Genomic DNA, 24,652 nt, shown 5'->3' on the forward strand with positions numbered 1-24,652 from the left:
CCGGGGCGGGCTCCGTCCTCCGGCGGGATCGCCGGGTGCCCGGTTCCGGGCCGGTGAGCTCTCCGGCGGTGGTTCGTCGGCGGTGGTTTGCCGGCGGTGGTTTGTCGGCGGTGGTTTGTCAGTGGCGCCTGGCACCGTGGGGACGTGCCGACCGCTCTGCTCGACCTGGTCCTGCCGCCCCGCTGTGCCGGGTGCGACGCGCCCGGCGCCCCGCTCTGCCCCTCCTGTACGGCGGGGCTGCACGGGGAGCCCGCGCGCAGGATGCCCGACCCGTCCCCGCCCGGCCTGCCCGAGTGCTGGTCGGCGACCCCCTACACCACCGCCGCGCGGCGGGCGATCGTCGCCTACAAGGAGCGCGGCCGTACGGCCCTGGCCCGCCCGCTGGCCGGGGCGCTGGCGCTCGCCGTCGCGGCCGCGGCGGGGGAGCGGCCGGTCGTCCTCGTCCCGGTGCCCGGCGCCCGCTCCGCCCTCAGACGGCGCGGGCACGATCCGGTCGGCGCGCTCGCGGAGCTGGCGGCCGTCTGCCTCCACGCGGCCGGGTGGCCGACGAGGGTCGACAGGAGCCTCGTCCACCGCCGCCGCGTCGCCGACCAGGCGGGGCTGAGCTCGCCCGAGAGAGCCGAGAACCTGGCTCGGGCATTCGGCGTCGCGCGCGGCGGAAAAGGGGCTGTGCCGGGATCCTGGGGCGGCTCAGGGGTGGTTGTGCTGGTTGACGACATCGTCACCACGGGGGCGACGCTCGCCGAGGCGGCCAGGGCGCTGCGCGAGGCCGGGTGGGAGGTTCCGCTCGCCGCCACGATTGCCGCGACACGCCGAAGAGGTCGGATTCTTGACAATCACGGAGAGTGATTGACGGGTGCGACGGGTCGCCGCCGCCGAGTAATGCCTCTCTCTCCTCTAGGACACCTTGTCGCTGGTCGTTGAGGATGATGGGTGCTCATATATAGGGATACATCCCCTCCGAAGAACTGCTCTCCGTCACCGTTTTCTCTTGGAAAAGGTCACGCAAAGTGATCTTTCGCTCAGCCTCAAGGCTGACATTCGGCCGCGATGCGGATAGCGTCTGAGCCATGGCACCCGCTCGGGTCCGTGGTTGCGCCGGACCGACTCCCGAAAGGGAGCCGGCATGGCTAGCCGATGCCAGCCGCAGGCTAAACGGTCCACGTAAGACGACTTTTCGTCGATCGATCACGGTGCGGCTTAGAGGTAAGACCTGCCTTCCCAAGGAGCCAGATGTTCCTTGCCAGAAGAGAAGGGCATGTAGTGGCAAAGAGCTGCGAAACCCTCAGCAGGCGGATGTGGGGACGAAGACCAGGTCGGCCGAGCGGGTGCCGTTGTACCACCGTCGAGGTTCGAAGGGGGGCTGTGCATGGAAATCATCGTCAAGGGTCGGCACACCGGAGTGAGTGACCGATTCCGCGACCACGTGACGACCAAGCTGGCCAGGATCGAGCGTCTGGACCACAAACTCATCAGCGTCGATGTGGAGGTGACCAGGGAGACCAACGGGCGCATCAACGGACCGCGTGAGCGGGTCGAGCTCACCATCCACTCGCGAGGCCCCGCCGTACGAGCCGAAGCCGCGGCCGACGACCGTTTCGCCGCACTCGACATGGCGCTCGGGAAGCTCGAGGGAAGACTCCGGCGACTCGCCGACCGACGCAAGATCCACCACGGCAACCACTGTCCCCCTTCTGTCGCGGAGCTCACCGCGACCGCGCTCGCCGAGACCTTCGAGGCCGACGCCGCGCAGGTGCGCCTCGAACCCGTCGGCAAGCCCGCGGCCAGGCGCGAGAGCACCGCGGATCACTCCGAGGACAAGACCATCGTCCCCATCCAGATGGACGGCGACGGCCCGCTGGTTGTCCGTGAGAAGTCCCACAAGGCCGATCCGATGACCATCGACCAGGCGCTCCTGGAGATGGAGCTGGTCGGGCACGACTTCTATCTGTTCCGCGACAAGGAGAGCGGACAGCCGAGCGTCGTTTACCTCCGGCGAGGCTACGACTACGGCGTGCTGCGACTCGTCGAACCCTGACGGGAACGTTCGAAGATCCTCTCCGACCACCCCTAGGACCTGAAACCCGTGAAATCATGGCGGTCCAACGGCTCTGGCCCCCCGAGGAGGAGGCGTGACGGAACCCGACGAGGCGACCCGCCCTGCCAGGCGAGGCGACCCGATCCGCGTGCTGATCGTCGACGATCACGCGTTGATCCGCCGAAGCCTGGAGATGGCGCTCACCGCTGAGGCGGACATCGAGGTGGTCGGCGAGGCGAGCGACGGGCAGGAGGCGGTCGAGCTTGCCGACCGCCTCACCCCGGACGTCATGCTCATGGACGTCCGGATGCCCCGCAGGAGCGGCATCGAGGCCGCTCGTGAGATCAAGGCCTCGGTGCCGAGCACACGGATCATCATGCTCACGGTGAGCGACGAGGAGGAGGACCTCTTCGAGGCGATCAAGGCGGGTGCCACCGGCTACCTGCTGAAGAACGTGCAGCTCGACGAGGTCCCCGAGGCCGTGCGCGGGGTTCACGAGGGACAGTCGCTGATCAACCCGGCGATGGCGGCCAAACTCATCACCGAGTTCGCCAACATGAGCCGCAAGGAGGCCGAGCGGCCGCCCCAGCTCCCCGTTCCGCGTCTGACGGAGCGGGAGATGGAGGTGCTCCGCCTGGTCGCCAAGGGCATGAACAACCGGGAGATCGCCAAGCAGCTGTTCATCTCGGAGAACACCGTGAAGAACCACGTCCGCAACATCCTGGACAAGTTGCAGCTCCACTCCCGGATGGAAGCGGTGGTCTACGCGGTCCGCGAGCGGATGCTCGAGATCACCTGACGGTCCGGGCGGGATGACTCGCCGGCCGGACCGGCTGGAACGATTCATCCCGCGTCCCGGGTGCGGCGACCGGTGTCCCCGGCCGCCACACCCGGCTCCGCATCCCGGCTTCACATCCCGGCTCCGCATCCGGGCGGGACCCGCCCCGCGCGGGCGCCGGGCGGAGGGGGCCCGAGCCCGGTCACGTCCGCCCCGCCGCGGGGCGGAGATCAGCGGGCCAGGGCCTCCCGCAGGGGCGCGGCCACGGACGGGTCGACGCGCTCGACGCGGACGTCGTCGCAGCCCACCCAGCTCGCCGCCTCCCAGAGGGCGTCGGCCAGCGCCTCGACCGCCTTGCGCCGGTTGACGCCGTCTTCGACGCCGACCTGACGCCCGACCAGGGTCGAGCCCTCGCGGGCGGGGTCGATCCGGCCTATCAGCCGCCCTCCGGCGAGCACCGGCATCGTGAAGTAACCGTGGACGCGCTTGTCCTTGGGAACGTAGGCCTCCAGGCGGTGGTTGAAGCCGAACACGCGTGCGGTGCGGGCGCGGTCCCAGACGAGGGAGTCGAACGGGGACAGCGGCGTCGTCCGGTGCCGTCCCCGGGGCTCCGACTCCAGGGCGGCGGGGTCGGCCCAGGCGCTCGCGGCGCGCTCCGGCCAGCCGGAGACCCGCACCGGGACGAGGCCCGCGGAGCCGTCGAGCAGCACCCCGTCCAGCACGGCGGTCTCCGGACCCCGGAGGCGGAGGAAGTCGACGAGGTCGGCGCGGGTGGCCACGCCGAGGGCGCGGCCCGCGATCCCGGCCAGGCGGGTGACGCATTCGGCGTCGGAGAGGTCCTCGGCCAGCAGGTGGGCCGGGACCGCGCGCTCGGTCAGGTCGTAGACGCGGCGCCAGCCGGTACGGCGGGTGCACACGACCTCGCCGGTGTCCAGCAGCCACTCGATGGCGACCTTCGAGGCGGACCAGTCCCACCAGGCCCCGCCGTTCTTGGCGCCTCCGATGTCGGAGGTGGTCACGGGGCCGCTCTCGCGCACCCGCTCCAGCACCTTGTCGACGTCGCCGGGAAGGTCGTGCCAGCGGTACTTCCTGGCGCGGAAGTATCTGCGGCGGAAGGCGTAGAGGGGCCAGTCGTCGATCGGCAGGATGCAGGCGGCGTGGCACCAGTATTCGAAGGAGCGGGCCGGGGTGTCCCAGTAGGCCCGCTCCACCTTCCGCCTGTCGACGGCGCCGAGGCGGGCGTAGGCGACGAGCTCGTGGGAACGGGCCAGGACGGAGATCGTGTCGAGCTGGACCGCTCCGAGACGGCGCAGGGCGGCCTCGGCGCCGCCGCGGCGGGCCTGGGAGCCGAGCAGGCCCTGGGCGCGCAGGATGATCCGTCGCGCCTCGTCGGCGGAGAGGGTGAGCGTCGTGTCGGGACCGGGAGGCGTCATGGCAGCGCGGGCCGGGCCGGGGAGGCCGGGAATGCCGGAGAGGAGAAGGGCGTCAGCATGACGCAGAGGCTAGCGTTCCACACCGACGAAAACGCTACGCCGGTGTTTTCGGCGTCATCCGGGCAGGCCCCGGAACCCTGCCTCCCGCCGTCCGCGCGGACCGTCCGGCCCGTGGACCTCCCGGAGCCCGTACGGCGAGCGCGGGGCCTCCACGACGACGTCCTGGAAGACCCGGAAGGTGAGAAGGAGGATCCCGCCCATGACGCAGACGGTCGCCCCGGTGCCGAACAGGAACCAGTCCGGGCCGGCGCACAGGCCGGCTCCGCCGATGGCGAAACCGAGCACGAGCACGGTCACCGTCAGCCACGACGAGGCCCTGCCCCCATGCCCGCCCCCGTGACCGCCCCGGTCGCCGTCCCCGTGACCTCGCGGGTCGTGTCGCGCCCGTACGCCCTCCGGGGCGCCGGAGCCCGCCTGAGATCCGTCGTCCGTCATTGGCGGGCGTTCTCCTTCCGGTTCACGACGCGCCGACACTCCTGCACGCCGTTATAAGCACGCGCAAACCGACATACCCTTTAAGGTGAGCACTAGTCTCTACGAAAAGGGTCCTGGGAACTCTGCGGACACGAAGAGCGTCTTTCAGGGTGGCTGTGTCCGGTGGTAGAACCGCCTACGATGGCAGCGGAGAACCATGTCTCGTCCTCATCCGGGGCCGTCCGGCCACGGAAGACCTGCGAGGAGCCTTACCTAAAGTGCCAGCCTTTCTCGACAAGATTCTTCGCGCAGGCGAAGGCAAGCTTCTGCGTAAGCTCAAGCGGATCGCCGACCAGGTCAACTCCATTGAGGACGACTTCACGAGCCTGACCGACGCCGAGCTTCGCGCGCTCACCGCCGAGTACAAGCAGCGCCACGCCGACGGCGAGTCTCTCGACGATCTGCTTCCCGAGGCCTTCGCCACCGTGCGCGAGGCCTCCAAGCGCGTGCTGGGCAAGCGTCACTTCGACGTGCAGATCATGGGCGGGGCCAACCTGCACATGGGCAACATCTCCGAGATGCGCACCGGCGAGGGCAAGACCCTTACCTGCACGCTGCCCGCCTATCTCAACGCCATCTCCGGCAAGGGCGTCCACGTCATCACGGTCAACGACTACCTGGCCAAGCGTGACGCCGACGAGATGGGCCGCATCCACCGCTTCCTCGGCCTCGAGGTCGGCGTGATCCTGGCGAACATGCCGCCGGAGGAGCGCCGCAAGCACTACAACGCCGACATCACCTACGGCACGAACAACGAGTTCGGCTTCGACTACCTGCGCGACAACATGGCCTGGTCGCTGGAGGAGTGCGTCCAGCGCGGTCACAACTTCGGCATCGTCGACGAGGTGGACTCCATCCTCATCGACGAGGCCAGGACGCCGCTGATCATCTCCGGCCCCGGCGAGCAGTCCGGCAAGTGGTACGCCGAGTTCGCCAAGATCGTTCCCCGTCTCCGCAGGGGCACCGAGGGCAAGGACGGCGAGGAGAACACCGGCGACTACTCCGTCGACGAGAAGAAGCGCACCGTGGGCATCTTCGAGTCGGGCGTCGAGAAGGTCGAGGACTGGCTCGGGATCGACAACCTCTACAAGCCCGAGCACACCCACCTGGTCGGCTTCCTCAACAACGCGCTGAAGGCCAAGGAGCTCTACAAGAAGGACAAGGACTACATCGTCGTCGAGGGCGAGGTCCTGATCGTCGACGAGTTCACCGGTCGAGTCCTGCACGGCCGCCGCTACAACGAGGGCATGCACCAGGCCATCGAGGCGAAGGAAGGCGTGAAGATCAAGGACGAGAACCAGACTCTCGCCACGATCACGCTGCAGAACTACTTCCGCCTCTACAGCACGCTGTCCGGCATGACCGGCACCGCGGCCACCGAGGCCAACGAGTTCCACCAGACCTACAAGCTCGGCGTCGTCCCGATCCCGACGAACCGGCCGATGATCCGCAAGGACCAGGCCGACGTGGTCTACAAGTCCGAGGATGCCAAGTTCCAGGCCTGTGTCGAGGACATCAAGGAGCGCTACGAGAGGGGCCAGCCGGTCCTCGTCGGCACCACCAGCGTCGCCAAGTCCGAGCGCCTGGCCAAGGAGCTCAAGCGCAAGGGCGTCAAGCACGAGGTCCTCAACGCCAAGAACCACGCCCGTGAGGCGGCGATCGTCGCCGAGGCCGGTCGCAAGCACGCCGTCACCGTCGCCACCAACATGGCCGGTCGAGGCACCGACATCATGCTCGGCGGCAACCCCGACTTCCGGGCGGACCTGGAGCTGCGCAACCGCGGCCTCGACCCCGTCGAGACCCCGGAGGAGTACGAGAAGGCCTGGGGCGAGGCGCTGGAGAAGGCCAAGGAGGCCGTGAAGACCGAGCACGACGAGGTCACCGAGCTCGGCGGCCTCTACGTGCTGGGAACCGAGCGGCACGAGTCGCGGCGCATCGACAACCAGCTCCGCGGCCGGTCGGGCCGTCAGGGCGACCCGGGCGAGTCGCGCTTCTACCTCTCGCTCGAGGACGACCTCATGCGGCTGTTCAACTCGGCCAGGGTCGAGATGATCATGACGCGGCTGAACATCCCGGACGACGTCCCCATCGAGTCCGGCATCGTCTCCAAGGCCATCGCCTCCGCCCAGCACCAGGTCGAGCAGCAGAACTTCGAGATCCGCAAGAACGTTCTGAAGTACGACGAGGTCATGAACCGGCAGCGCAAGGTGATCTACGCCGAGCGTCACCGGGTGCTTGAGGGCGCCGACCTGCACGAGCAGATCCGCGGCTTCATCAACGACGTGATCGACGAGTACATCGCGGGCGCCACCGCCGAGGGCTTCGCCGAGGAGTGGGACCTCGACAAGCTGTGGAAGGCGCTCGGCCAGCTCTACCCGTTCAGCCTCGGCCTGGACACGCTCCTCGAGGAGGCGGGCGGCCGAGAGGAGCTCACCGCCGAGTTCCTCGCCGAGCGGGTCAAGGCCGACGCGATGGCCGCCTACGACCGCCGCGAGGAGGAGCTGGGCGCCGAGACCATGCGGGAGCTGGAGCGCAGGGTCATCCTGTCGGTCCTGGACCGCAAGTGGCGCGAGCACCTCTACGAGATGGACTACCTCCAGGAGGGCATCGGCCTGCGCGCGATGGCCCAGCGCGACCCGCTGATCGAGTACCAGCGCGAGGGCTTCGAGATGTTCTCCCAGATGCTCGACGGCATCAAGGAGGAGTCGGTCGGTTATCTGTTCAACCTCGAGGTCGAGGTGCAGACCAACCCGATCGTCGAGGAGCACGACCACGACCACGACCACGAGCACGAGGACGAGGCGATCTCGGAGACCCGCTCCATCATCGCCCGCGGCCTGCGCGGCCCGCAGCGTCCCTCCGAGCTGGAGTACAGCGCGCCCGGTGAGAGCGGCGAAGTCGAGCACACCAGGGTCAGCAGCAAGGCGGAGCGCGACGCCTACGGCAACGTCGAGCGCAACGCCCCGTGCCCCTGCGGTTCGGGCAAGAAGTACAAGCGCTGCCACGGTGACCCGAAGAACGTCGAGGTCTGATCACGCCGTCGTGACCCGAGGGCCCGCACGGATCGTGCGGGCCCTCGGCCTTTCCCGGCTCTCGGTCTTTCCCGCGGCACGGCGCCGGTCAGGGAGTCGTCTCGAAGTCCGTGCACAGCCACTGCACGCCCTTGCGTTCCAGCCTCAGGGCCAGCACGCGCGACCGGTCGCCGCAGTGCACCAGGACGCACATCTCCACCACCCCGTCCCCCGGCTGGGACACGTGCGGGGTGCCGACCAGCGGCGGCCGCGCGCAGTTCATGATCTTTCCACTCCTGACCAGCTCGGCCTGGGCCCGGCCGGTCAGGTGGGAGGAGACGCTCGCGGGAGGCCTCCTGCCCGCCAGGATCTCGGTGACGGCCTGGGCGAGGGCCCGCAGCCGCCGCTCGTCGGGGACGGCCCCGGGCGGCCCCCAGATCAGCGGACGCCGGGCCTCGGGCTCCACGGGGTCGAGGGCGAGGGCGAGGGCGAGCGTCCCCTGGACGTACGGCGGGGCGGCGGGGGCGTCCGAGGGCGGCCGCTCGTCGTCGTAGGGAGGCTCGGCCGCCGGGGTCGGGGCGAGACGGGGGAGCGGCACCGGTCGTGAGGGGCGGGGCATGGGGACTCCGGTTCTTGTCGGGGAGTGACATCACCAGGAGTTTCCGGCCCATTATCCGGATACGTCGGCCACCAACTTCTCCGTGATCCGCGGTGGTTCGCCCGGCTAAGCGGAGAAGATCACCCCAAGCTGGGGTGGCCGCTCCCCGATTCCGGCGGGTTGCGGCGCACCTTCCCGCTCCCGGGGCACGGCCGAAACCCCGATCGGGGGACGCCGCTCACGGGGTGGGCGGGGCGGTGGCCGTACCGGAGGACGGGGAGTCGGCGTCCTCGCGTTCACGGCCGGGGGTGGCCAGGTCCAGTTTCCTGATCAGGACGGTGAACACCAGGTAGTAGACGACGAAGTAGACCAGGCCGAAGACGATGATCAGGCCGAGTCTCTGGGTGTTGGCCTTGCCGGCGTTGAGGAGCATGTCGATGGCGCCCCCGGAGAAGGTGAACCCGAGCCTGGCCCCCAGCTCGGCCATCAGGGCCATCGATATGCCGGTGAGGAGCGCGTGCACCGCGAACAGCACGGGCGCCACGAAGATGAAGGCGAACTCCAGCGGTTCGGTGATGCCGGTCACGAACGAGGTGAGGCCGGCCGAGAGCATGATGCTGCCCACGCTCGCCCGCTTCTGCCACGGGGTGGCGCGCCACATCGCGATGGCGGCGCCGAGCAGGCCGAACATCATGACCGGGAAGAACCCGGTCATGAAGATCCCGGCGCCCTGCTCTCCGGCGAAGTAGCAGTTCAGGTCGCCGGCGGCGTTCTTGGTCGCGCCCTCCACCCCGGCGTGGCACTCCGGGAGGGTGAACCAGACGATCGTGTTCAGGAAGTGGTGCAGGCCGATCGGGATGAGCAGGCGGTTGGCCACGCCGTAGATGCCCGCACCCGCGGTGCCGTGGGCGGCCAGCCAGTCGCCGACGCTCGCCAGCCAGTCGCCCACCGGCCGCCAGAGCAGGCCGAAGACCACGCCGAGCATCATCGCGGCGACCGCGGTGACGATCGGGACGAACCGGCGGCCGCCGAAGAAGGCCAGCCAGGCGGGCAGCTTGATCCGGTAGTACCGTCCCCAGAGCAGGGCGGCGACGATGCCGATGACGATGCCCCCCAGCACTCCGGTGGGGTTCTGGACACCGAGGTTGAGCGCGGACACGGGCTTCCCCTCCGGCCCGACGACCGTCAGCGCGATCTTCTTGTAGACCTCGGAGGACGGGGCGGAGCTGAAGAACAGGGTCCTGGTGACCCGGTCGAAGACCAGGTAACCGACGAGCGCGGCGAGCGCGGTCGAACCGTCGGCCCTTCGGGCGAACCCGATCGCCACCCCGATCGCGAACAGCAGCGGCAGGTTGTCGAACAGAGCCCCGCCCGCGGCGGCGAAGACGCCGGCCACCTGGTCGAGGAAGCGGTTGTCCGTCCGTCCGAGCAGATCGTCCTGGCCGAACCTGAGCAGGAGCCCGGCGGCGGGGAGCACCGCGATGGGCATCATGAGCGACCGCCCGACACGCTGGAGGATCGCCAGGCCCGGCGACCACCACCGGCGATGCTCCACGGCCGTCGTGCCCATCACCGAACCCCCTGCGTGTCGCGGCAGGGGGATGGTTGGTATCTACCACCGGGCGTCGTGGATACACGGCAGGCCTACCAGCGGGCGTCGCGGGCACACGGCGGCCATAGGGCGGGCATACGGCGGCCCGGGATGGATCAGGCGGGGGTGGATCAGGCCGGGGCGCCGGGCCCGGCCGCCTCCGAAGCCTCCGCGGTCCCCGAAGCCTTCGTGGTCTCCGTAGTCTTCCCGGCCTCGGTGGGGGCCGTGAGTGTCGCGGTCCCGGCGGTTCCAGCGGTCCCGGCGGGTTCCGCGGGGTCGGAGGATTTCGCGGGCTCGGGGGACCTCGCGGTTCCCGCGGGTTCCGAGGATCCGGCGGTTCCGGCAGGCTCCGCGGGGTCGCCGGAGTGACCGGAGTCGACGTCGGGCTCCGGCTCCCGGCCCGGTGTCATGATGTTCAGCTTCCTGATCAGGAAGCTGAACACGGTGTAGTAGATCACCGCGTAGATCAGGCCCATCACGATGATGATCGGGACGCCGCTGGCGTTGGGGGCGGTGCCGTACAGGCCGAGGTCGATCAGTCCGGAGGAGAAGGTGAAGGCGAGCTTGGCGCCCAGCGCGGAGGCGATCGCGAGGGAGACGCCGGTCAGGACGATGTGCACCACGAACAGGATCGGCGCCACGAAGACGAAGGCGAACTCGATCGGCTCGGTGATGCCGGTCAGGAAGGCGGTGAGCGCCGCGGAGATCATGATCGAGCCGACCGCGGTGCGGCGGTGCGGCGGCGCGGCCCGCCAGATCGCGATCGCCGCGGCGGGCAGGCCGAACATCAGCACCGGGTACAGGCCCGCCTCGAAGCCGCCGTAGCCGGGGGCGCCGTTGTTGAAGCAGATCAGGTCCCCGGCGAGCTGTTTGCCGTTGACCACGCAGCTCGGCACCTGGGTCCAGACCACGTTGTTGACGATGTGGTGCAGCCCCAGCGGGAGCAGCGCGCGGTTGAGCATGCCGTAGATGCCGGCGCCCACGATGCTGTGGGCGCCGAGCCAGTTGCCGAACAGGCCCACCAGGTTGCCGATGAGCGGCCAGACGAACCCGAAGCACACCCCGATGACCATGCCCGCGAAGGCGGTGATGATCGGCACCAGGCGGCGCCCGCTGAAGAAGGCCAGCCAGGTCGGCAGCTTGGTCCGGTAGAACCGCTGCCACAGCAGCGCGGCGGCCAGGCCCATGACGACGCCGCCGAGCACCCGGGTCGGGTTCTGCGAGCCGAGGTTGATCACCACGTCGGGGACGGTGGGGTGGGCCGGGTTGAAGATCTCCTTGGAGATCGTCTTCTTCAGCTCGGGATCGAACAGGTCGAAGAACATGGTCATGCTGACCGCGTGGAAGACCAGGTATCCCACGAGCGCGGCGAGAGCGGTCGAGCCGTCGGCCTTGCGGGCGAACCCGATCGCCACCCCGACCGCGAACAGCACCGGCAGGTTGTCGAAGAGGGTGCCGCCCGCGGTGGCCAGGACGTGGGCGACGTCGTCGAGCACGGGGTTGTCCGTGCGGCCGACGAGGTCGTCCTGCCCGAGCCGTTGCAGCAGGCCCGCGGCGGGCAGGACGGCGATCGGCAGCATGAGGGAACGTCCCAGACGCTGGAGCACGCCCATCACGGCGGACCCGGTCGAGGGCGCGGTGGATAAGGTCGCGTCCGCCGGAGGGGAACTCATCGGGCTTTCCTCCAGGGGGGCTGGGGGAGGGAGGAGGTCAGGTACGGCGCGCCGGTGTCTCCAGTGCCGCACGGAGCTGGTAGCGGTCGGCCCGGTAGGTGGAGACCCCGAGCTCGGCGCAGACGCCCCCGGCGAAGGAACGCCGCTGGAGCAGCAGGACGGCGCCGCCGCGTGGCAGCTTCAGTAGGTCGGCGTCGCCGGGGTCGGCGATTCCGCCGTCGATGGTCAGCTCGCCCGCGTCCAGGATCAGTCCGTAGCGGCTTTCGAGCAGAGCATAGAGGGAGCGGCCCGTCAGGTCGTGGGTGTCGAGGTCGGGCGCGAGGGAGACCGGGATGTGGGCCCGCTCGATGCACATGGGCTCGTCGGCCGCGGTGCGCAGCCGTTCGATGAAGTGGACCTCGTCACCCGGCTGGATGCCGAGCTCACGGGCGAGGTGCGCGCTGGCCCTGACCACCCGGCGGTCCAGGTCGCGGGAGCCGGGCTCCATGCCGCGGGCGCGCATCTCGTCGCTGAAGGAGGTCAGCCTGAGGGACATCTCGATCTTGGGCCGGGCCACGAAGGTGCCCTTGCCCGCGACGCGCTGCAGCCTGCCCTCGGAGACCAGGTGATCGACCGCCTGCCGTACCGTCATGCGGGACAGCTCGAAGCGCTGGCAGAGCTCGCGTTCGGACGGGATCGCCGCGCCGATCGCCAGTTCGTTGCTCTCGATGAGGTCGAGCAGGATCTCGCGAAGCTGAAAATACTTGGGCACTGGGCTGTCCGGATCGATCTGGGCCACGGGATCCTCCCCTCTCGATCTGGGATGTACTGATGAGTTATGGTTCGTACTGGTCTAGTCCGGACTAGACCACAGGCCGGAAAAGGGTGTCAATGTACGGACCGGCGACGGATCGATAACGGCCCGATCTCGTCAGTCCGAACGAAGGGTGAGCGCGAGATGACGACCAAGATGCGCAGCGAGATCGCTGAGCAGCCCGCCGCGTTGCGAGCCACGCTGGACGCCCTGCTCCCCAGGGTCGGGGAGGTCGAGCGGCTCGCGGGGCAGACGCGCCAACTACTGTTCATCGCCCGCGGTACCTCCGACAATGCCGCAGTCTACGGCCGTTATCTCGCCGAAGCACATGCGGGCCGTCTGTCGACCCTCGCCGCGCCCTCGATCGCCACCACCTACAAGCGCAAGGTGGACCTCGACGGGGTGCTGGCCGTCGCGCTCTCCCAGTCGGGCAGGACCGAGGAGATCGTCGAGACCCTCGCCTGGGCCAAGGACTGCGGCGCCAGCACCGTGGCCATCACCAACGGCGGCGAGCAGAGCCCCCTCGCCCAGGCCGCGGACCTGGCCCTGTGCACGCTCGCGGGTGAGGAGAAGGCCGTTCCCGCGACCAAGACCTACACCACCCAGCTCGCCGCGCTCGCGGTGCTCGGTCTCGGCCTGGGCGCCGACGTCGACGCCGCCGACCTGCAGCGGGTGCCGGACGCCGTGGAGAAGCTGATCGCGGAGCCGGGCGACCTGGAGCAGATCGTCGAGGGCCTGGCCGACAAGCCTGGCGTCGTGGTCTCCGGCCGGGGACTGGTCTTCTCCACCGCGCTGGAGCTGGCGCTCAAGCTGAAGGAGGCGTGCTACCTGCACGCCATGGGCCTGTCCTACGCGGACCTGCTGCACGGGCCGATCGCCGTGGTCGACGAGGACACCCCGGCCATCCTGGTCGCGGCGGGCGAGGGCCCGACCCTGGCCGGGACCGTGGCGCTCGCCGAGCGGGTCACCGGCGCGGGGGCCTCCGCCTTCACCGTCGGCGGCGGCACCGCGCTCTCCTCAGTCTCCACCGCCGCGCTGAACGGCCCCGACCTGCCCGAGTGGGTCGCCCCGCTCGCCCTCATCGTGCCGGGCCAGCTGCTGACCGAGGCCCTCGCGCGCAGGCTCGGCATCGACCCCGACGCTCCCCGCGGTCTCAACAAGGTGACTCAGACCGATTGATCCTCTCGCGTCCTTTAGCCTGGTCAGAGACGATGACGACTGGAGGATGACATGGCGGCTGACGCTGGCGCGATCATCGCTGGACTCGGTGGTGCGGAGAACATCATCGAGATCGAGCCGTGCATCACCCGGCTCCGTACCGAGGTGCGCGATGCGGCGAAGGTCGATAAGGCGGCCCTGCGGGCGGCCGGCGCGCACGGTGTGATGGCCGCGGGCAACATCGTCCAGGTGGTCGTGGGCCCGGAGGCGGACACGATCGCCAGCGACATCGAGGACATCATCGGCTGACGAGAGCGCCGGGCCGTCCCCGCCCTGCCGGGCGAGGAGCGAGGGGGTGTGATGACCACGGTTCTGGCCCCGGTAGCGGGGGCGGCGGTGGGCCTCGTGGCAGTGCCCGACCCGGTGTTCTCCGAGGGCATCGTCGGCCCCGGACTGGCGATAGAGCCGATGAGGGAGCCCGGCAGGGCGGTCGCACCCATCGCCGGTAAGATCGTGAAGCTGCATCCGCACGCCTTCGTCGTCGTCGGCGACGACGGCCGGGGCGTCCTGGTCCATCTGGGCATCGACACCGTCCAGCTCAAGGGCGAGGGTTTCGAGTTGCTCGCGTCCGAAGGGGACCGGGTGCGCGCGGGTCAGCCCGTGGTCGCCTGGAATCCGGCCGAGGTCGAGGCGGGTGGGCGTTGTCCCGTCTGCCCGGTCGTGGCACTCGACGCGGTCAAGGAGGCCGTCACCAGGATCGCCGAGGGTCAGGTGAGAGCGGGAGACGAGCTCTTCCGGTGGGCGTGAGCCCCTCGCCGGACGTGCGACCTTCGCGGAGGCGCGGAACCCCGGCGAGGACGCGGGACCACATGAGATTTTCGTGGGGACGCGGAACCTACGCGGGACGTGGGTCCTTCGCGCGGCGCGTGGCCGGTGAGGGGAAAATCGATCTCGAGACGGGACGATCATGGATGCTGCGCTGTTCGATCTGGACGGCACACTCATCAACACCGAACTCCGGAGCCAGGCGGTGTGGGCCAGGCTGCTCGACAGGCACGGGGTGAGCCGTGACGGGGGACTGCTCCGCGGGTTCATCGGGCGGCGGGGACGCGACGTCCTGGCGGAGCGGGCCGAACTGTTCCCCGGCAAGCGGATCGACGACCTCATCGACGAGGTCGTCTCCTTCCACAACGACCCGGGACTGCCCGAGGTCGAACCGGTGCTCGGCGCCGCCGACCTGGTCCGCAGGGTCGCCGAGTACGGATCGTCGATCGCCGTCGTCACCTCGGCCTCCCGGGACTGGGCGGAGAAGCGGCTCGCCGAGGTCGGGGTGCGCGACCTGGTGTGGACCGTCGTCTCCGCCCAGGACGTCACGGTGGGCAAGCCGGACCCGGAGGGGTTCCTGCTGGCGGCGGCGCGGCTGGCCGTGGATCCGGCGCGCTGCGTCGCCTTCGAGGATTCGATCGCCGGGATTGCGGCGGCCAAAGCGGCGGGTATGACATGCGTGGGCATAGCGACAACCCACACGGACCCGGAGCTGGCCGAGGCGGATCTCGTGGTCACCGACCTGACCGAGGTCGACTGGCCTCCATCCATCATTCGATGAGCCGGGCGGTCTAGACCGCCCGGGCTGACTCTTGCAGGAGGAGCACGTGGCCGAGCGCCAAGTCACCGTTGAGTCCGAGGTCGGCCTGCACGCCCGTCCCGCCGCGACGTTCGTGCAGACCGCGGCGAAGGCTTCCCTGGACATCACCGTCTCCAAGGGAAACGGCCAGCCGGTGAACGCGAAGAGCATTCTCGCGGTCCTCTCGCTGGACGTCAGGCAGGGTGACACCGTAGTGATCAAAGCGGAGGGCGAGGGGGCCGACGAGCTACTGGACGAGCTTGCACTCATCGCATCGGCCCCATGAACACGCTCACGGGGATGGGCGTGAGTCCAGGCGTCGGGTTCGGACCCGGATACGTCTTCTCACGTGATGTCCCCGTGCCCGATCCCGGCGCGCGCCACCAGGGCGACGCCGGGGCGGAGCGTGTCAGGGCCACCCGGGCGCTGGAACAGGTCGCCGCGGACCTGGAGGAACGGGGGATCAGGGCCGGAGGCCAGGCCCAGGAGATCCTCAAGGCCCAGGCCCTGATGGCGCGGGACCCCGGTCTGGCCGTCGGCGTGGCGGAGCTGATCGACACGGGTGCCACCGCCGCCCGGGCCGTCTACGAGGGGTTCGGCGCCTACCGCGAGATGCTCGTCGGGGCCGGTGGATACCTCGGGGAGCGCGCCGCCGACCTGGACGACGTGCGGGACCGGGTCGTCGCGGTGCTGGAGGACCTGCCCCCCTCCGGCCTGCCGGCCAAGGGGGCGCGGCCGTACGTCCTCATCGCCCGTGACCTGGCGCCCGCCGACACCGCGGCGCTGTCCAAGGACGTGGTCGCCGCCTTCGTCACCGAGGAGGGCGGGCCGACCAGCCACACCGCGATCCTCGCCCGCACGATGGGCATCCCCGCCGTCGTGGCCTGCGCGGGAGCGGCCTCCATCGCCGCGGGCACCCTGGTGCTGGTCGACGGCTCCACCGGTTTCGTACGGCTCGCCCCCTCGGAGGAGGAGGTGACCACGGTGACGCGGGCCGCCGCCGCCAGGCAGGCCGTGCTCGCGGCGGCCACCGGGCCCGGGACGACCTCCGACGGGCACGCCGTGCCGCTGCTGGCCAACATCGGCGGGCCGCGCGACCTGGACGGCGCGCTGCGGTTCGGGGCCGAGGGCGTCGGGCTCTACCGCACCGAGTTCCTCTTCCTCGACCGTACGTCGGCACCCGCCGAGGAGGAGCAGCTGGTGGCGTACATGGAGGTGCTCAAGGCCTTCCCCGGCGGGCAGGTGGTGGTGCGGACGCTCGACGCGGGGGCCGACAAGCCGCTGGGCTTCCTGCCGCCCCCGGGCCGGGAGCCCAACCCGGCACTCGGGCTACGCGGAATACGGCTTTACAAGAAATATCCGGAAATCATGAACGTCCAGCTCCGCGCCCTGGCCCGGGCGGCGGCCAGGTCGTCGGCCAAGCTCCAGGTGATGGCCCCGATGGTGGCCACCGTGGAGGAGACCGCCTGGTACGTGGCGGCCTGCGAGGACGCGGGACTCCCGTCGGCCGGGGTGATGATCGAGATCCCGTCGGCCGCCCTGCGGGCCGCCGACCTGGCGGGGGAGGCCGACTTCTTCTCGATCGGGAGCAACGACCTGGCCCAGTACACCTTCGCGGCCGACCGGGAGGGGGGCGCGCTGACCGCGTTGCAGGACCCCTGGCAGCCCGCGCTGCTCGACCTCGTCGCGCTGGCCGTCGCCGGTGCCGCCGAGCACGGCAGGGCGTGCGGGGTCTGCGGGGAGGCGGCCGGCGATCCCGTCATGGCCTGCGTGCTGGTCGGGCTCGGCGCCACGTCGCTGTCGATGGCTCCTCCCGCGCTGCCCGCCGTACGGGCCGCGCTGTCGCTGCACACCCGAGACCAGTGCATCCTGGCCGCGCAGGCGGCGCTGGCCGAGGTCTCTCCGGTGGAGGCCAGGGCCGCGGCCCGCGCGCACCTGCCGGGGCTGGCCGGGCTGGCCCTGTGAGAGCCGGGCCGCCGGGAACCGTCGCCGGGGGCCGGGAGGTTCGCCCCGAAGGCCGGGGAGCGGCCGGCGGGGAGTATCGGGGAGTGCCGGCTGGAACGCCGGAGGTAAGGCGGCCGCCCGGGAGGTGAACGGGTCCGTCCACTCGTCGGCGCGGATAGCGTAAACCCATGGTTCGGTACATTCGTACGACTGGTCTCGCGCTGATCGCCACGATGGTGGCCGGATGTTCCGCCACGGCGGCCTCCACGCCCACCGGACTCCCCGGCCGGGCGGATCACGCCGCGGGCGGCGCCCCCCAGACGACCTCGGCGGCCCCCGGCACGCCTGAGCCGTCCACGTCCGCGCCCGAGACGTCCGGCACGCCCGCGGCGTCCGCGACCGCCGGGCCGTCCGACGTCGAGGCCGTCCTGGCGAAGATGAGCGTGGAGGAGAAGGTCGGGCAGCTCTTCATGCCGGTGCTGTACGGCCCGGCGGCCAACACGGTCTCCGGCGAGAACAGGGCGCGCCTGGGCGTGAGCACCGCCGCCGAGGCCGTCGCGAAGTACCGGCCGGGCGGCGTGATCCTGTTCCCCTGGGCCGGCAACGTCAAGGACGTCCGGCAGGTCGTGGCGCTCACCAACGGGCTGCAGAAGGCCTCCCCGAAGATCCCGCTGCTGATCGGCGCCGACCAGGAGAACGGCCGGGTCTCCCGCCTGGCGCCGCTGGTCACCGAGATACCGGGGGCGTCGGTCATCGGTTCGACCGGCGATCCCTCGCTGGCGCGCAAGGCCGCCAAGGTGACGGGCACCGAGCTCAGGGCGCTGGGCATCAACCTCGACTTCGCCCCGGTCGCCGACGTGAACATCAACCCGCGCAACCCGGTGATCGGCCCCCGCGCCTACGGCTCCGACCCCCGCAAGGTCGCGCCGATGGTCGCCGCCGCGGTCAGCGGCTTCCACGACGCCGGGGTCGCCTCGACGGCCAAGCACTTCCCGGGGCACGGCGACACCGGCGTCGACAGTCACACCGGCCTTCCGGTGATCCAGCACTCCCTGTCCCAGTGGGAGAGGCTGGACGCCCCGCCGTTCGCCGCCGCCATCGGCAAGAACATCGACGCGATCATGAGCGCCCACGTGGTCATGCCCAAGCTCGACCCGTCCGGTGACCCGGCCACCCTGTCCAAGCCGATCCTGACCGGGCTGCTGCGCAAGAAGCTGGGCTTCGACGGGGTCGTCTCGACCGACGCGCTGGACATGGCCGGGGTGCGCAAGAAGTACGGCGACGCCCAGGTGCCCGTGCGGGCCATCCAGGCGGGGGCCGACCTGCTGCTGATGCCGCCGGACTATCCCACGGCCTACCGCGCGGTCCTGGAGGCGGTGAAGTCGGGCAAGATCTCCACCGCGCGGCTCGACCAGTCCGTCCGGAGGCTGCTGAAGCTGAAGGCCGCCCGGGGGCTGCTGGTGAAGGCGCCGGTCGCCGATCCCGGCGAGGCGGAGCGGGTGCTGCGCTCGGCGGCGCACCGCAAGGTCGCCCAGCTCATCAACAGCCGGGCGCGCTGACCGCGCGCCGGAGGGCCGGGTGGCGGGTGGCGGATGCCGGCGGTGGAAGAGCCGGGTGCTGGAGAACCGGGTGCTGGAAACCTGGCGGCGAAGGGGCGGGCGGTGAGGCAGGCGTCAGGCGGCCTGGAGGCCGCCGCGCCGCATCATCGCCATGACGAGGGACTGGACGATGCGCATCACGAGCGCTTCGAGCAGGAGGAACGTCGCCTTGGCGAGAACTGAGGCGATGAATCCGGACATAGCAACCTCACATCAATAAGTCATGCTTAACGTGATAATTGCTGACAAAACCGGATAAATCAACGCATTGAGGTTACCATTCAGTGAACGATTGGTGACACGTCGCGGATCCGCCGCTCGATCGCCATCCCGATGAGCGTGATGGCGACGGCGCTGCCGAGCGCGACGCCCCACCCCACGGGACCGAGCGGGCGGCAGCCGAAGAACCCGCACAGGCCGGGAAGGGAGACGCTCGCGCCCAGGACGGCGAGGGAGGCCAGCGCGGCCAGCCCGACCACGCGGTCCCGGCCGCCGGCGACCAGGGTCTGGAACAGCTGCGTGGAGACCAGGGCCACCAGGCCGATCGTGTTCGCCCGTCCCCGCGTGCCGGTCATCCGCCCGATCACCCAGGCGACGCAGGCGGCCGCCGCCGTCGTCGCGGCGCGCAGATAGATGTCCCGGATCAGGGAGGCGCCCAGCGAGGCCTCCGGTCCCTCGGCCAGCAGCTTCTCCGGGCTGGTCGCGGCCGGAGGCCTGACGGCGACCGCCATCGCCGGCAGCATGTCGGTCAGCAGGTTGACCAGCAGCAGCTGGCGGGCGTTCAGCACGTTCCCGCCGGCGATCAGGCTCGCTCCGACCGTGAAGACGATCTCGCCGACGTTGCCGCCGAGCAGGATGCTCAGGGCGTCGCGGACCGAGCTCCACATGGCCCGCCCCTCGATGATCGCGTCGACGATCGTCTCGATGCGGTCGTCGGTCACCACGACGTCGGCCGCGGCCCTGGCCGCCGGGGTGGCACGCGACCCCAGCGCTATGCCCACGTCCGCGGCGCGGATGGCGGGAGCGTCGTTCGCGCCGTCACCGGTCACCGCCACGACCTTTCCCGCACGGCGCAGGCACGCGACGATCCTGACCTTGTGGGCCGGGGTCGTCCGGGCGAAGACCGCCACCCTCGGCAGCGCCTCCGTCAGGGCCTCGTCGTCGAGAGCGTCCAGCTCGGGACCGGTCATGACCCGCCCGCCGTCCAGCACGTCGAGCTCGGCGGCGATCGCCTCCGCGGTGCTCGGATGATCACCTGTGATCATGACGACCCGGACGCCCGCCAGGGCCAGGCGGCGGACGCTCTCGGCCGCCGTCGGCCTGACGGGATCGGACAGGCAGAGGAAGCCCAGGAACGTCAGCTCGCCGACCCGGGACTCGTCGAGGTCCCGGCGGTCCGAGGCGGGCCGCTCGGCCACCGCGAGCACCCGGTAGCCCTTCAGGGCGAGCCGGTCGACCTCTTCCTCCAGCCCCCTCCGGACCGATGCGGTGAGCGGAACCGCCGCCCCGTCCCGGAGCAGGGTCGCGCAGCCGGTGAGCACCGCCTCGGGCGCGCCCTTGACGCTCAGCACGTGTCCAGAGGTGCCCAGCCCCAGTACGGCGTGGTAGCCGCGGCCCGGCTCGAAGGGGAGCTCGTCGACCCGTCTCCAGTCGCCCAGCCCCTCTTCGGGCGTCACCCGCAGCCATCGGGCCCCGTCGATCACCGCGCGGTCCGTGGGATGCGAGATGGGCCGCCCGTCCCCGTACCGGGGGCTCGCGCGCAGCCCGGCAGCCACGATCCGCCTCAGCTCGGGCGTCAACGCCGCGACCGGCCCCTCCGCCTGCCCGTCCGAGACGTGCCGAAGGCTGATGCGTCCCTCGGTCAGCGTTCCCGTCTTGTCGAAGCAGAGCACGTTCACCCGGCCGAGGGCCTCGATCGTCGAGGGATTGGGCACCAGGGTCTCGCGGGCCGACAACCGCCTCGCCGCGGCGAGCTCGGCGGCCGAGGCGATGAAGGGCAACCCCTCGGGCACCGAGGCGACGGCGAGGCTCACCGACACGGCGAGCGCCTGCGACATCGACCTGCCGCGCAGCAGGTCCGCCGCCAGCAGGGCGAGGCCGGATCCGATCGCGACCGGGATGATCCTGTGGCTCAGCGTCCGCAGCCGCAGGTGAACCCCGCTCGGCGGGCGCTGTTCGGCGGACAGCCTGGCGGTCCGCGCCGCCTCGGTCTCCTCGCCCGCCGCCACGACCATGCCGAGCCCGTGTCCCGCCGCCACCGTGGTGCCCTGGTAGACCATCGAGCTCCGGTCGGCGACGGTGGCGGCGCCGACCGGCGCCGGCGTCTTCGTGACCAGCAGGGACTCGCCGGTCAGCCCGGCCTCGTCGATCTCCAGCCCCACGGCCGTGAGCACCCGGCAGTCGGCCGGTACGGCGTCGCCCGCCCGCAGCTCGATGACGTCGCCCGGCACGAGTTCGCCCGCGCTCGCCGTCTCGGTCACGTGGGAGTCGGCGGCTCCGGAGCGGACCGCACCGGCCGCGTCGGGGCCGGTGGAAGCGGGACGGGCGGCACGAGAGCCGTCGGGGCCGGGACGGGCCGCGTGTGGACCGGCGAGGCCGACGGGGGCGGTGGGGGCAGTGGGGGCGGTGGGGCGGCGCAGCCGTACGCGGTCCGCGACGGTCTCGGTCAGGCGGTGCAACGCCCGGTTCGCCGTGAACCGCTGGCCCCCGCCGATGAGCGCGTCGACCACCATGACCGCGGCGATCAGCACCCCGTCGGTGACCGAGCCGACCAGGGCCGACACGCCCGCCCCCGCGGCCAGCACCGGGGTCAGCGGGTTGACCAGCTCCTCGGCGAAGGCGCGGAACAGTGAATCGGCGCCGTCGGGCGCCCCGGGCGGTGGCGGGGTCCTGCGCTTGGCGGCCTCGCTCCTGGGGATCCCGTTGATGGAGGAGCCGAGCCTGGACAGCACCTCCTCGACCGGCATGGCGTGCCAGGGGGTGGTGTCGGCACGGACCGGGGGTGTCCGGCGCCCGGCGTCGCGGCCCGCCAGCTCGCCGACGGCGATCGCGCCCAGCGCCGTGAGGTCGCTCACCAGGTTGGCTCTGCGCACCGACGTCGCCCCGGGACCCGTGGCCGCCAGTGCGGCCCCCGTCGCGGCCGCCACGAGGCTGAGCCGTACGCATCGCTCGCTCGTCCTCCTCGCGGGCGCCAGGCAGCTCAGCAGCAGGTGGGCCGTTTCGAGGTCGCCGATCACGTCCGCGTCCCAGGGCACGCGGGCAGGTGTGCCCAGCACGCCGATGCCCAGGTCGGCCTGGGCCAGCGCGGCCGTCGAGCGCCCGGAGACCACCGCCACCCCGTGCCCGTCCGCCTGGAGGGCGTGGACCCGCGAGGTCAGCCGGCGGCCGTCCGCCACGACCTTTCCGGCGGCGAACCGCCCGCCGAGCCCGCGGCCGCCTCCGGCCAGCAGGACGGTGTACCCGTTCCCGGCCGCGGAGACGAGGGCGTCCGCCAGGGGATGGGCCTCCGGCGCCAGACCGGCCAGCGCGACCGGGATCCCCCGCCGCGTCACCCGGATCGGCCGCAGGCCGAGTGCCTTCCACTCCGGGGCGTCCTGCGGGATGAGCCGGGCCAGGCCGGGGCCCCGGGCGTGGGGCTCGGCGACCCACATGCCGCGCTCCCGTCGCGCGCCGGGGTCGGTGACGTCGATCAGGGAGTGGAGCAGTGTGAGCAGCTCGTCGGCGTTCACCCCCTCGGCCAGGGGCACGACGCGGTCGATCGTCCACGAACCCGTGCCGAGCAGGTCCGTGTCCAGGATGACCGTGTCCACGCCCTCCATGCGGCGCAGCGCCTCGCTGTTGACGACCACCGCGCCGCGCCGTGCCAGGGCGCGCCCGATCGCGCTGGCGAAGGACTCACGGCCGGTCCTCGCCGCCTTGGGCGTCGCCGCGATCATCATGGCGAGCCCCCGTCTGCGGCTGTTGCTGACGACGCGCGTCAGCGCGGAGACCCCCAGCGCCGCGGGGGCGACGAGGCGTTCGAACCGCTCGACGGGGCTGTGGGCGGGTGGGACGGGACGCGGTAGCCGGGCCGTGCGGGTGTGCCGGTAGGCCCCCTCGTGGGAGGCCAGCTCCTCGGCGCGCAGGTCCCAGGCCCGCCGCGCGTCACGCGCCTCCACGTAACGGCCCGCTGCGGCGACCGACTGCACGAGCAGTGCCAGCGGGCGCAGCGCGAGCGTGTTGGTGACGACGTTCGCCGCCGTGAACAGGGAGGAGACGGACTGGTGGCCCATACGGCGCTCCAGCCCGGCGCGGATCGCCGGGGTGGACTCGGCCAGGTACAGCAGCGCGGGAACGGCGGGGGAGAGTGGCGGGACACGGGCCACGCGTCCGGCGAACGCCAGACCGGCGCCGACGAGGCTCGCACCGAGCCGGATGCCCGCGCGGGTGTGCTGTTCGACCACCCTGGACATCGACGGCCCCGGAGGCGGCTCCTCCTCCTCGCCGAGTTCGCCCTCCTCCTCGCCTTCGCCGGGTTCCTCCGCGTCGAGCGCCTCGACGATCTTCAGTAGTTTCTGCAGGTCGACCGCGTGGCCATCGCCGCATCCGACGAAGACGGAGCCGAGGGCACCGTTGACCTCGACCCTTTCGACCCCGTCCAGCACGACCAGCAGTGCTTCGAGCCGTCGTGCCAGCCGTTCGGTGCCCGGGCCGCCGATCGCGCGCAGGTCGACGTGGAAGCCGCCGGAGCCGGGCCGTATCGCGCGAGAGCGCGGCAGCGCGTTACGGACGGCGGCGGGCACGACACCCCATGCCGTCTCGGCGGACAGTTCGAGCACACGCGACAGCAACATTCGGCTCTCCCACGGGCGAAGACACATGGCCCGGCCGGTAGGAGACCCGGGCCGACCGGATGGAACGGCGGACACGTCCTGGATCCGCCGGGCTGTGGCGCGTGCCGACCGATCGTCCCGTCCGTCAGCGCGCCGGTACGGTCAGGTGGGCGCGCTCGCGCGGTGCGCGGTGCTTCTCATCGGGCCGGATCCCGTGCCCCGGTTCCTCTTGAGGGCGCGCTGGGCGATCACCGTGCCGACTCCGATGGCGGCGGCGACCGGCCACTCGATCAGCCCCACCACCGCGAGTGCGCCGAGTCCTCCGTAGTAGGCCATGCGTTCCGGCGGCGGCAGGAACGACTTGGCGGCGTCGACGGCCTGCCCTGCCTCCTGCCGGCTGACGTGCGGCAGGTGAACGTGCGGGGCGTGGAACTGCACGGTCATCATGGGCAGGTTCACCGTGAACGCGTGTCCGTCGTGTCCCTGCTGCGCGGGTGTCCGATCCGGTGCCGTGTGCGCGGTGACCGGGCGCGAGGTGGACTCCGGCTCCGCGGCCTGCTGCTCGGTGAGCTTCCGCGCGGTGTTCCTCCGCTGCGCGGTGGTGGCGCGTGCGGTGGCGGCCCGTGTGCCGGTGGTGCCGGTCCGCGTGGTCGTCGCCCGTGTGGTGCCGGTCCGTGTGGTGCCGGTCCGTGCCGTGGTGGCGCGTGTGCCGGTGGCCTTGGCGGTGGTGCCGGTCCGGGCGGCGGTACTCCGTGCGGTGCTCTTGCGCGCCGTGGCCCGCTCCGTCGCGGCCTGCTCCGTCGTGGTCGGCGTCGCCGTGGCTTTCGCCGCCGTGGTCCGCGTTCCGCTCTTTCGCGTCGCGCTCGCCCGTACGGCGGGTTCCTTCGTCGCGGTGGCCGCCGCCCTGGTTCGCGCCGTGCCTTTCGCCGCCGCGGGTTTCCGTTCGGCGGACGTGGTGGACTTCGACGTCGTACGGCTCCGCGATCCGCCACCCGTCTGACTTACAGTCATGGCCCCTCCTCACAGGAGTCGAGGGATCGGTTCACATGGCGCCCGCGAGCGGCGATA

The 24,652-nt window shown here is 71.2% G+C and carries 21 protein-coding genes; 12 read left to right on the forward strand and 9 right to left on the reverse strand.

Annotated elements, in window-relative coordinates; all coding sequences use genetic code 11:
- The first annotated feature begins 144 nt into the window (after positions 1-144).
- The 3 genes from AB0N02_RS04385 to AB0N02_RS04395 all read left to right on the forward strand — a co-directional run bounded on the left by AB0N02_RS04385 (position 145) and on the right by AB0N02_RS04395 (position 2,837).
- Positions 145-849: a phosphoribosyltransferase family protein gene (locus tag AB0N02_RS04385; protein WP_363942612.1), complete on the forward strand. Its 705-nt coding sequence runs from the start codon at positions 145-147 to the stop codon at positions 847-849.
- Positions 850-1,369: 520 nt separating this feature from the next.
- On the forward strand, positions 1,370-2,038 hold the full coding sequence (raiA, locus tag AB0N02_RS04390) for a ribosome-associated translation inhibitor RaiA (protein ID WP_363942614.1): 669 nt from the start codon (positions 1,370-1,372) through the stop codon (positions 2,036-2,038).
- 94 nt (positions 2,039-2,132) lie between these two features.
- Positions 2,133-2,837, forward strand: coding sequence for a response regulator transcription factor (locus AB0N02_RS04395; protein WP_363942616.1), 705 nt, complete (start codon positions 2,133-2,135; stop codon positions 2,835-2,837).
- A 209-nt stretch (positions 2,838-3,046) separates the two neighbouring features.
- Here the strand turns inward: AB0N02_RS04395 and AB0N02_RS04400 are convergent, their stop codons facing one another.
- Positions 3,047-4,249, reverse strand: coding sequence for a crosslink repair DNA glycosylase YcaQ family protein (locus tag AB0N02_RS04400; protein WP_363942618.1), 1,203 nt, complete (start codon positions 4,247-4,249; stop codon positions 3,047-3,049).
- A 114-nt stretch (positions 4,250-4,363) separates the two neighbouring features.
- A complete protein-coding gene (locus AB0N02_RS04405; protein WP_363942621.1) occupies positions 4,364-4,744 on the reverse strand; it encodes an HGxxPAAW family protein in 381 nt (126 codons plus the stop codon).
- A 257-nt stretch (positions 4,745-5,001) separates the two neighbouring features.
- Here AB0N02_RS04405 and secA point away from each other — a divergent pair, with 257 nt between their 5' ends.
- On the forward strand, positions 5,002-7,815 hold the full coding sequence (gene secA, locus AB0N02_RS04410; RefSeq protein ID WP_363942623.1) for a preprotein translocase subunit SecA: 2,814 nt from the start codon (positions 5,002-5,004) through the stop codon (positions 7,813-7,815).
- 88 nt (positions 7,816-7,903) lie between these two features.
- Here the strand turns inward: secA and AB0N02_RS04415 are convergent, their stop codons facing one another.
- The 4 genes from AB0N02_RS04415 to AB0N02_RS04430 all read right to left on the reverse strand — a co-directional run bounded on the left by AB0N02_RS04415 (position 7,904) and on the right by AB0N02_RS04430 (position 12,434).
- Positions 7,904-8,413: an Rv3235 family protein gene (locus AB0N02_RS04415; protein WP_363942626.1), complete on the reverse strand. Its 510-nt coding sequence runs from the start codon at positions 8,411-8,413 to the stop codon at positions 7,904-7,906.
- A 217-nt stretch (positions 8,414-8,630) separates the two neighbouring features.
- Entirely contained in the window at positions 8,631-9,962 is a 1,332-nt protein-coding gene (locus AB0N02_RS04420; protein WP_363942628.1) for a PTS transporter subunit EIIC, read from the reverse strand.
- Positions 9,963-10,114: 152 nt separating this feature from the next.
- On the reverse strand, positions 10,115-11,656 hold the full coding sequence (locus tag AB0N02_RS04425) for a PTS transporter subunit EIIC (protein WP_363942630.1): 1,542 nt from the start codon (positions 11,654-11,656) through the stop codon (positions 10,115-10,117).
- Positions 11,657-11,693: 37 nt separating this feature from the next.
- Complete coding sequence (locus AB0N02_RS04430) at positions 11,694-12,434, reverse strand: GntR family transcriptional regulator (RefSeq protein WP_363942633.1); 741 nt, start codon at positions 12,432-12,434, stop codon at positions 11,694-11,696.
- Between the two features lie 159 nt (positions 12,435-12,593).
- Here AB0N02_RS04430 and AB0N02_RS04435 point away from each other — a divergent pair, with 159 nt between their 5' ends.
- From AB0N02_RS04435 to nagZ, 7 genes are all read left to right on the forward strand, one after another.
- Positions 12,594-13,628: an SIS domain-containing protein gene (locus AB0N02_RS04435; RefSeq protein WP_363942635.1), complete on the forward strand. Its 1,035-nt coding sequence runs from the start codon at positions 12,594-12,596 to the stop codon at positions 13,626-13,628.
- A gap of 51 nt (positions 13,629-13,679) precedes the next feature.
- Positions 13,680-13,916, forward strand: coding sequence for a glucose PTS transporter subunit EIIB (locus tag AB0N02_RS04440; protein WP_363942637.1), 237 nt, complete (start codon positions 13,680-13,682; stop codon positions 13,914-13,916).
- 51 nt (positions 13,917-13,967) lie between these two features.
- Complete coding sequence (locus AB0N02_RS04445) at positions 13,968-14,414, forward strand: PTS glucose transporter subunit IIA (protein ID WP_363942640.1); 447 nt, start codon at positions 13,968-13,970, stop codon at positions 14,412-14,414.
- A gap of 160 nt (positions 14,415-14,574) precedes the next feature.
- Positions 14,575-15,213 carry an HAD family phosphatase gene (locus AB0N02_RS04450; protein ID WP_363942643.1) on the forward strand — a complete coding sequence of 213 codons (639 nt, stop codon included), beginning with the start codon at positions 14,575-14,577 and terminating at the stop codon, positions 15,211-15,213.
- A 46-nt stretch (positions 15,214-15,259) separates the two neighbouring features.
- The gene (locus tag AB0N02_RS04455; protein ID WP_363942646.1) at positions 15,260-15,517 is read left to right on the forward strand and encodes an HPr family phosphocarrier protein; all 258 of its coding nucleotides are present in this window, start codon (positions 15,260-15,262) and stop codon (positions 15,515-15,517) included.
- Positions 15,514-17,196: a phosphoenolpyruvate--protein phosphotransferase gene (ptsP, locus tag AB0N02_RS04460; protein WP_363942647.1), complete on the forward strand. Its 1,683-nt coding sequence runs from the start codon at positions 15,514-15,516 to the stop codon at positions 17,194-17,196. Before AB0N02_RS04455 ends, ptsP begins: the two co-directional genes overlap by 4 nt.
- 167 nt (positions 17,197-17,363) lie before the next feature.
- Entirely contained in the window at positions 17,364-18,734 is a 1,371-nt protein-coding gene (nagZ, locus tag AB0N02_RS04465) for a beta-N-acetylhexosaminidase (RefSeq protein WP_363942650.1), read from the forward strand.
- Between the two features lie 114 nt (positions 18,735-18,848).
- On the opposite strand, the gene AB0N02_RS04470 is transcribed toward nagZ, so the two are convergent.
- From AB0N02_RS04470 to AB0N02_RS04480, 3 genes are all read right to left on the reverse strand, one after another.
- Positions 18,849-18,974, reverse strand: coding sequence for a hypothetical protein (locus AB0N02_RS04470; protein ID WP_363942653.1), 126 nt, complete (start codon positions 18,972-18,974; stop codon positions 18,849-18,851).
- Positions 18,975-19,054: 80 nt separating this feature from the next.
- A complete protein-coding gene (locus AB0N02_RS04475; RefSeq protein ID WP_363942655.1) occupies positions 19,055-23,605 on the reverse strand; it encodes an HAD-IC family P-type ATPase in 4,551 nt (1,516 codons plus the stop codon).
- 141 nt (positions 23,606-23,746) lie between these two features.
- The gene (locus AB0N02_RS04480; RefSeq protein ID WP_363942658.1) at positions 23,747-24,043 is read right to left on the reverse strand and encodes a hypothetical protein; all 297 of its coding nucleotides are present in this window, start codon (positions 24,041-24,043) and stop codon (positions 23,747-23,749) included.
- Positions 24,044-24,104: 61 nt separating this feature from the next.
- On the opposite strand from AB0N02_RS04480, the gene AB0N02_RS04485 reads away from it, so the two are divergent.
- The gene (locus AB0N02_RS04485; protein ID WP_363942661.1) at positions 24,105-24,584 is read left to right on the forward strand and encodes a hypothetical protein; all 480 of its coding nucleotides are present in this window, start codon (positions 24,105-24,107) and stop codon (positions 24,582-24,584) included.
- Positions 24,585-24,652 lie beyond the last annotated feature (68 nt).

Source organism: Streptosporangium sp. NPDC051022 (genome assembly GCF_040683035.1).
Classification (GTDB): Bacteria; Actinomycetota; Actinomycetes; order Streptosporangiales; family Streptosporangiaceae; genus Streptosporangium.

Bases quoted from the DNA above. Each gene is read 5' to 3' on its own strand.
- raiA (WP_363942614.1), top strand. From the start codon at position 1,370: ATGGAAATCATCGTCAAGGGTCGGCACACCGGAGTGAGTGACCGATTC.
- AB0N02_RS04400 (WP_363942618.1), bottom strand. From the start codon at position 4,249: ATGACGCCTCCCGGTCCCGACACGACGCTCACCCTCTCCGCCGACGAG.
- AB0N02_RS04405 (WP_363942621.1), bottom strand. From the start codon at position 4,744: ATGACGGACGACGGATCTCAGGCGGGCTCCGGCGCCCCGGAGGGCGTA.
- AB0N02_RS04415 (WP_363942626.1), bottom strand. From the start codon at position 8,413: ATGCCCCGCCCCTCACGACCGGTGCCGCTCCCCCGTCTCGCCCCGACC.
- AB0N02_RS04420 (WP_363942628.1), bottom strand. From the start codon at position 9,962: ATGGGCACGACGGCCGTGGAGCATCGCCGGTGGTGGTCGCCGGGCCTG.
- AB0N02_RS04425 (WP_363942630.1), bottom strand. From the start codon at position 11,656: ATGAGTTCCCCTCCGGCGGACGCGACCTTATCCACCGCGCCCTCGACC.
- AB0N02_RS04435 (WP_363942635.1), top strand. From the start codon at position 12,594: ATGACGACCAAGATGCGCAGCGAGATCGCTGAGCAGCCCGCCGCGTTG.
- AB0N02_RS04440 (WP_363942637.1), top strand. From the start codon at position 13,680: ATGGCGGCTGACGCTGGCGCGATCATCGCTGGACTCGGTGGTGCGGAG.
- AB0N02_RS04445 (WP_363942640.1), top strand. From the start codon at position 13,968: ATGACCACGGTTCTGGCCCCGGTAGCGGGGGCGGCGGTGGGCCTCGTG.
- AB0N02_RS04450 (WP_363942643.1), top strand. From the start codon at position 14,575: ATGGATGCTGCGCTGTTCGATCTGGACGGCACACTCATCAACACCGAA.
- ptsP (WP_363942647.1), top strand. From the start codon at position 15,514: ATGAACACGCTCACGGGGATGGGCGTGAGTCCAGGCGTCGGGTTCGGA.
- nagZ (WP_363942650.1), top strand. From the start codon at position 17,364: ATGGTTCGGTACATTCGTACGACTGGTCTCGCGCTGATCGCCACGATG.
- AB0N02_RS04470 (WP_363942653.1), bottom strand. From the start codon at position 18,974: ATGTCCGGATTCATCGCCTCAGTTCTCGCCAAGGCGACGTTCCTCCTG.
- AB0N02_RS04475 (WP_363942655.1), bottom strand. From the start codon at position 23,605: ATGTTGCTGTCGCGTGTGCTCGAACTGTCCGCCGAGACGGCATGGGGT.